The following is a 6,206-nucleotide window of genomic DNA, read 5'->3' on the forward strand; positions in this document are numbered from 1 at the left end:
CTGGCTCATCTCGGTGACGGCGGTGGCCGCCATCTCGATCTCGCTGTTCTGCTGTTGCAAGCCGTGGGCGCTCTCCTGCATCACCGCGGTCATTTCCTCGGCAGCCGAAGCCAGCTGGGTGGCGGAATGACCCAGGTGCCGCAGGGTATCGCGCAGGTTGGTCTGCATCTGCTGCATGGCCTGCAGCAGCTGGGCGGCTTCGTCGTGACCCCGGGTGTCCAGGGTCTGGGTCAGGTCACCGCTAGCGATGGTGCGGGCGGCAAGGACCGCCTCGGCGATGGGGCGGGTCATGCTCAGGGTCAAGCGCCAGGCCAGCAGTACAGTCAGGGTCAGGGCCAGGCCAATGATGGTCCAGGTGATCGTCTGTGTATGCCTGTATGTGGCATCAGATTCCCGCGAGGTAGCCTGCATGTCCTCATTATTGATCTTGAGAAGGGCCCCAGCCTCGTCATTCATTCTGGCCCCAATGTCGGCCATGCTGGCTTGGACAAGGGCCTGTGCTTCGCTGAGCTTTCCACTAGCCAGTGAGCTGATCACCCGATCGATATCGCTCACATAATCCTGGTGCAATCGTTTCAAGCTATCAAAGGCGCGTCGTTCGCTTTCCGAACTCACCAGTTTCTCGTAGCGGTCGAACCCTCCCTGCGCAGACGAAATGAGCTCTCGTATCTTCTTTTCGATGGGAGCCAAGGTCTGCGTGTCGGATGTAGTAAGTAGACGCACAACCTCGGTGCGGGTACGCGCTACCAGCAAAGCGAGGTTATTGGACTCAACGATGCCAGCGACGGCATTGGTTTCAATCATGACACCTTGAGAACGGAGCTCTGAAAGCTGCAGTAGACCGAACAATCCAAGGCTTGTTACGAGCAGAGCAAGGACGCCGTAACCGAGCATTAATCTTTTAGCTATAGACAAGGATCGAAGCGACATGAGCGTGGCTCTATGTGGAGTATCTCAGGCTATCGGCTTGTCGTTTCGTTTCTGAAGTGCGCTAGTCAGCTGAGGCTTTCGGCCACCCTATCTCCGTGTTTGTAAGCCTGACCATGCTTACTGAACTATTTGGAAGCGTGCTTCGATGCCGGTCCAGGTGCCACGCCGGCTGAAGGCGCCGTCGGTACCGGCCCGGGCGGCGGTGGGGATGCGGAAAGAGGATAGCCTCTAGAGGGAATTGTTTGCAGAGCGTAGCCAGCCGAAGAGGTACGTCAGGGCGTTAAAGGCTGCTTCTCCGAGCTGAGACTGAGGGGCCATCGAGGGCGTCAACTAGCCTGTAACGCAGCGAGCAAAACCGTGCCCAGTCCTACGCACATTACGCTGAGCGTAAAGAAAAGGAACGGTTGCTCGCCGCTGCTAATGTCCTCCTCTAATGGCCCTGAGAGAGGCGAAGGCCTACTCACCTGATAGTGGCCACCAGGGTTGAATAGGGTCACTGTCCTTGCCAACTGATAGCGCAACCGAACGCTCCTTTCCGGTCTCTGGCTTGAACTCTATGGTCAAACCATTAGCGCTAAGTATTGCGATAACGAATGCGGATAGCAAGGCGAATGAGGCGCCACACGTCGCAATCGCAATCACCTCAATTGCTTTTTTCTTTGCACGCCTACCTCCTTCGCGCGATAAGGATTAGATGTCATCTTGACATTAATCATCAGACAAATCCGCGAATGAGGCTGCAGATATGCACGCTGGCCTTTGTGTTTCGCGTCCGGCGAGCCAGCGGGTTGCACCGGGAGGGGACAGCAGTAGAGGCATGCTAGTAACCCCTCAGAGCCGAGGGATTACATGGTGGGAAGATCCCACCTATGCTCCTTTCGGCACCTCAGCGAGGATGGCGCGAATCTGCTCCATGTTTGCCGCCCGGCGCGGCCCCGAGTGGCGAAGGGTCCGCTTCGTTCTTCCAACGGCCGATGCCCAGGCCTTTGCCAGTAGCCAGCCCTGCTGTTCAACGGTGTTGCTGATGACGATGTCCCGGCCCATAAGGTTAGCGATCTGCTCGCACAGATGGTCGCGATCGTCCGTAGGGCGCTCGGTTAACGTCATGCGCAGATGGAAGTCGAGGAGCGCTTGAACGAGAGGGGACTTGCGCATTGATCTACAGGCTGATGGAGGAGGTGCCGTCCATGGCGAAAGAGTTAAAGGGTACGCTGCGAGGCGGGCCTAGCCCAATGCCTGGCCAAGGTTTATGGTGGGCTTGAAACTGTCTGGGGCGCACCTTACCAGAACATCCAGGTTATCGCGATGGCATCAGCCCTCGATACACTCGCCACGTAAAGACTGCAGGCGAACGCGCGATTTCCCCACGTCGGCGGCCAGTGAAGTTGAAATCACCATGCCACCCGCCCGGTAGATTATTGCGCCCCAAGGCAGGAATTTCCGCTCGGACTGATAGGCGGCATGAGACTACTTCAGCATGACCCAGCATGCATCAGAGTGATCCAGAATGCATCAGAGTGATCCAGAATGCCTCATAGTGATTGACGTAATGTCACTGTATCACTACAGTACACCTCATCCCGCCCATGGCAGTACGCCGTCCCCCTTATCCAGGACGTGCCGACCCCATGGGCGTCTTGCTTTCTGGGGAAAGGGAATGCCGACAGCGATCCTCGTGGACGGGGCCTACTTCATCAAGCGTTTCCGGCGCATCGAACCACAGAACGCCTTCAATGCAGAGCGTTGCGCTGATCTCGTCCATAGATGGTCAACGGCTCACTTGTCCCAGGGACAAGGCAAGGACCGGAGAGAGCTCTACCGGATCTTTTTCTACGACTGTCCTCCTGTGGATAAACGCCATCACAATCCAATCACTGGGAAGGCGGTAGACTTCGCCAAGTCTGGCGAGGCGGTCTTCCGAACCGAGCTTCACAATAGGCTCCGCTCAAAGCGGAAACTGGCACTGCGGCTTGGGCACCTCTCGACTCACTCAACCTGGACAATCAAGCCCGAAAAGATCACGCAGCTGTTGAAGCGCGAGATTTCCATGGACGATCTAACCGAGCACGACGTCCAGCTTGATGTTAAGCAGAAAGGCGTCGACATGCGGATCGGCGTAGATGTCGCCTCCCTTTCGTTCAAGCACCAGGTGGATCAGATCATCCTTATCGCCGGTGATGCCGACTTTGTACCTGCGGCAAAGATGGCACGTCGTGAGGGGATCGACTTTGTGCTAGACCCGATGTGGCAATCAATCCCTGACGGGCTGAATGAGCATATTGATGGTCTTCGGACGACCTGCCCGAAGCCTGGTCCTCGGGCTAGACCTCCTGCCGCCGTGCCCGCCTAGCGAGCTCTCTGCTCTGCCCGGATCCAGATATAGATCAAAGTAGGCAAATGTGCATTCGCCTACTTTGCTGCTGGCTAATATTTGCTCCAGTTGTCTTGAAGCCACTTAAGTATTTCGGCGCGCATTACTATATGGCCGGGTAGATGCCTTTTGATTAAGCGTTCCGCCTTCAGTGCTTGTTCTTTGTTTTCAGTGCAGACAGCATTGAGAAACCTAAGTACCTCATAGCCTTCATCACGGTCGATCTTAATCTGGTCTAGCTTCCCCGTGTAGTTCGGGTTATCGCCCTTGTCTGCTGTCCAGCGATAGCTTTCCTTTAGGTCACTTCTCGTTATCACTCCGGCCATGCTTTCCTACCTCAGGTGGGTGTGGAGTGAGAAGGAAAGCAGCAATCGCCAGAATTTTCCATCCCGAAAGCTTTGGCGCTAAGTAAGTCCTGTAGGAAAATACAAGCGCAAGTTATTGATTTTATTGAACCTTAACCGACCTTTTGGTGGTACGAGAAAAATACTGTAAATGCTTGTAAATCAATGAGTTACATTGGGTTGGCAGTCACCTTGACATGGTGGTGGTCGTTGGTTCGAATCCAATCGTGCCTACCCAACAAAATCCGCTCTGCTGGCGGTCTGGAAGGGCGATCCGAAAGGGTCGCCCTTTTTCGTTTTGCTGCTGTGAAGGCCTTGATCGAAGGGCGCCGGTTCCGTCGCAGAGCTACCACGGCGGACAGCACCCTGGCGTCTTGCCGGACCACCGCCAGCACGCTGGACAGGTAGGTTGGCTCGCAAAACCTGGCGCTGGTTGATCTTCGCCTGGCGGCAGAGAAGCGCGCCAAGGAGGCCGAGCCGATCGAGCAACAGGACGCCAAGGCCGCCGCTGGCGATTACCAGGCCGCCAATCGACTGCAGCAGGAGCGTACCGGTGGTGACCCGGCCACAGCCGCAGCAGCCATCATGGATAAGGAGTTGGGCCTATGAGGTGGATCATCTTGGGAATGGCAGTCGCGCTGGCGGGGTGCGCTGGCCTGCCCGTTGCCGAGCCTGAGCCGCGCGTGGTGCGCGTAGAGGTGCCGGTCAAGGTGCCGTACCGGGTAAAGGCGCCGGCGGTACCGGCCTGGGCGGCGGATGGACTGCGGAAGGAGGACAGCCTGGAGGTGAAGGTCCGGGCGCTGCTGGTGAAGCGTCGGTAGCGGATCAACTATAAGCGTGAGCTGGACGGGGGTGACCGCATGCCAGTAGCAGAAGAAAAGGGCCGTACTCCAGTACGGCCGCCCAAGACCCTGTCGGGGGAGCGTTGCTTGGGCGAAAGAACCATCGTGCTCTTAAGCAACTATTGCTGGAAGCAAGACGGATAGGTTTTGCCGATTGGGCCGCTTGAGCCAGGTAAGTCAGCTAAAGGCTCTACAAATGCATACAGGAGATTCACCAGAGGTCGGGCACCGCTGTAAGGAGGGCGCCGCCGATTACCAGAATCGAAACGGTGAGCACCGCCAGGGTGAACCGACGCTCCCCGTCCTTCATAGGGTCTTGCGCTGAGCACGCTGCGTTGACCGTGCCCATTCCAAAAGAGAGTTCTCCTCCTGAGTCCGGTCATCTACACCACGTTCTTCAAGCTTCCAAATGATCTGATCGAGGAGGTTGGGGTCGACTCGAGCTTGGTCAATCACCATGCTCAAGTTCAGATGTTCGAGAAGCATAATGTGGGCGCCGAGTTCGCTGTCTCGTGTGGTCATAGCGGCCTCTAGGGTGGGTAACAGCTCAAGCCGTCATAGGGGCTCGATAGACCCAGCAGGTACGGCAAAGTGCCACCGTTTGGCTTGCAGCTACCATACGTCAAAGACCATAGCGGACAGCACTACCACGGTCACCGCTGCTGTCATCACACAGAACACAAGGGCGCCTATATAGGCAGTTCCCTTTTGCATAGATACCCCAAGATTCGGAATGCAGGTAACGGTCGACACCTTCCCTGTCACACCGTTGTAATAGCAGAGTGCTATTGGCAAAAAATCAGACAATTGATTCGCCTGACTAATGACGGGGGCGGTTGGATGCTGATGCCGGTAGGAAATCGTTTCCATACCGGAATTGACAGGCCTTAACGGGCTAGGCTGGACTTGAGCTCGAATCGATAGGTATGACTTTGCCTGTCTTGCACGCATCTATGCGGCGAAATCAAAGGGTTCGTGGCGTGTGCTTTGACGCCGGGTGCTGAGTAAGCGACTCCGAACGCTTGTTGCGTTTCGCAGTGGGGAGCCGTTAGTCCAAAATCTTTCTGGAACACTTGCCCAGCAATGCGCCGAAGCTACCTTGGACTTAGTAAGACTTTTTTGAGGGTGGCGTATGGATGGTTTGAAAGATCGGCTCGCTGCGCTTCGTCCTCCTGTAGGCCATTTTTTGGAGTGGAGAGAGGACGGGCTGTTGATCACCCTCATCGATCCATCAATACCAGCTAAGGTGTCTCGGCTGGTCAATCGTAAACAGATGGGCGACGTGCAGGTTCTCAACCTGGTGGTACTGCATGCAGTCAACGAGCTTCGAAGGAAAGGTTCGCAGGTCCCGTTGGACGCAGATACGGTGCTCATCAAGCAAGCGACGGAAACGTCACCTGATAGCTGTGCCTGAGGCTGAAGCTGCCCAGATCAAGCTGCGACTTCGATTTCGGTCTGGAATGGAGCGGCAAAGTCGGCTTCTCTGCCTTGACCACGCGCTTTGATCGCAGCGCGACGAGCTATGGGTAAACGCTGGAGGAGGGGCGAAATCGTTTCCGCATCGATTTTGGGAACCCGCGTCAATGCTGGCTTTCAAGCGGCGGATTCTACGAGGCTTGCGGAAACGATTCGTGTGTAAGACAATGATTTCGCTGAATTTTGGAGGCGGATTGCAAATCCGTGTACGCCGGTTCGATTCCGACCTCGGCCTCCACTATT

Annotated in this window: 7 protein-coding genes and 1 tRNA gene; 4 read left to right on the forward strand and 4 right to left on the reverse strand. The window is 56.2% G+C overall.

Annotated features, from left to right (window positions below; translation table 11 throughout):
* Positions 1-930, reverse strand: a 930-nt coding sequence (locus GSQ95_RS23345; protein WP_158973927.1) for a methyl-accepting chemotaxis protein, incomplete at its 3' end; no start/stop codon positions are given.
* Between the two features lie 867 nt (positions 931-1,797).
* Positions 1,798-2,085 (reverse strand): hypothetical protein, encoded by a 288-nt coding sequence (locus GSQ95_RS23350; protein WP_158897037.1) that lies wholly within the window; start codon positions 2,083-2,085, stop codon positions 1,798-1,800.
* A gap of 502 nt (positions 2,086-2,587) precedes the next feature.
* On the opposite strand from GSQ95_RS23350, the gene GSQ95_RS23355 reads away from it, so the two are divergent.
* Positions 2,588-3,280 (forward strand): NYN domain-containing protein, encoded by a 693-nt coding sequence (locus tag GSQ95_RS23355; RefSeq protein ID WP_158897036.1) that lies wholly within the window; start codon positions 2,588-2,590, stop codon positions 3,278-3,280.
* Between the two features lie 74 nt (positions 3,281-3,354).
* Here GSQ95_RS23355 and GSQ95_RS23360 read toward each other — a convergent pair whose 3' ends face one another.
* Positions 3,355-3,627, reverse strand: coding sequence for a hypothetical protein (locus tag GSQ95_RS23360; protein ID WP_158897035.1), 273 nt, complete (start codon positions 3,625-3,627; stop codon positions 3,355-3,357).
* A gap of 169 nt (positions 3,628-3,796) precedes the next feature.
* Here GSQ95_RS23360 and GSQ95_RS23365 point away from each other — a divergent pair.
* Positions 3,797-3,879 (forward strand) — tRNA-Ser (locus GSQ95_RS23365).
* Positions 3,880-4,250: 371 nt separating this feature from the next.
* Positions 4,251-4,466, forward strand: a complete 216-nt coding sequence (locus tag GSQ95_RS23370) for a hypothetical protein (RefSeq protein WP_158897034.1) — start codon at positions 4,251-4,253, stop codon at positions 4,464-4,466.
* 327 nt (positions 4,467-4,793) lie between these two features.
* Here GSQ95_RS23370 and GSQ95_RS23375 read toward each other — a convergent pair whose 3' ends face one another.
* On the reverse strand, positions 4,794-5,009 hold the full coding sequence (locus tag GSQ95_RS23375) for a hypothetical protein (RefSeq protein WP_158897033.1): 216 nt from the start codon (positions 5,007-5,009) through the stop codon (positions 4,794-4,796).
* A gap of 688 nt (positions 5,010-5,697) precedes the next feature.
* Here GSQ95_RS23375 and GSQ95_RS23380 point away from each other — a divergent pair.
* Positions 5,698-5,901, forward strand: coding sequence for a hypothetical protein (locus GSQ95_RS23380; protein ID WP_178118503.1), 204 nt, complete (start codon positions 5,698-5,700; stop codon positions 5,899-5,901).
* The last annotated feature ends 305 nt before the right edge of the window (positions 5,902-6,206 follow it).

Origin of the sequence: Pseudomonas sp. BAV 4579 (genome assembly GCF_009765395.1) — a bacterium.
In the GTDB taxonomy this organism is placed as follows: domain Bacteria; phylum Pseudomonadota; class Gammaproteobacteria; order Pseudomonadales; family Pseudomonadaceae; genus Chryseomonas; species Chryseomonas aestiva.

Coding starts and splice junctions, on each gene's coding strand:
- GSQ95_RS23350 (WP_158897037.1), bottom strand. CDS start 2,085: ATGCGCAAGTCCCCTCTCGTTCAAGCGCTCCTCGACTTCCATCTGCGC.
- GSQ95_RS23355 (WP_158897036.1), top strand. CDS start 2,588: ATGCCGACAGCGATCCTCGTGGACGGGGCCTACTTCATCAAGCGTTTC.
- GSQ95_RS23360 (WP_158897035.1), bottom strand. CDS start 3,627: ATGGCCGGAGTGATAACGAGAAGTGACCTAAAGGAAAGCTATCGCTGG.
- GSQ95_RS23370 (WP_158897034.1), top strand. CDS start 4,251: ATGAGGTGGATCATCTTGGGAATGGCAGTCGCGCTGGCGGGGTGCGCT.
- GSQ95_RS23375 (WP_158897033.1), bottom strand. CDS start 5,009: ATGACCACACGAGACAGCGAACTCGGCGCCCACATTATGCTTCTCGAA.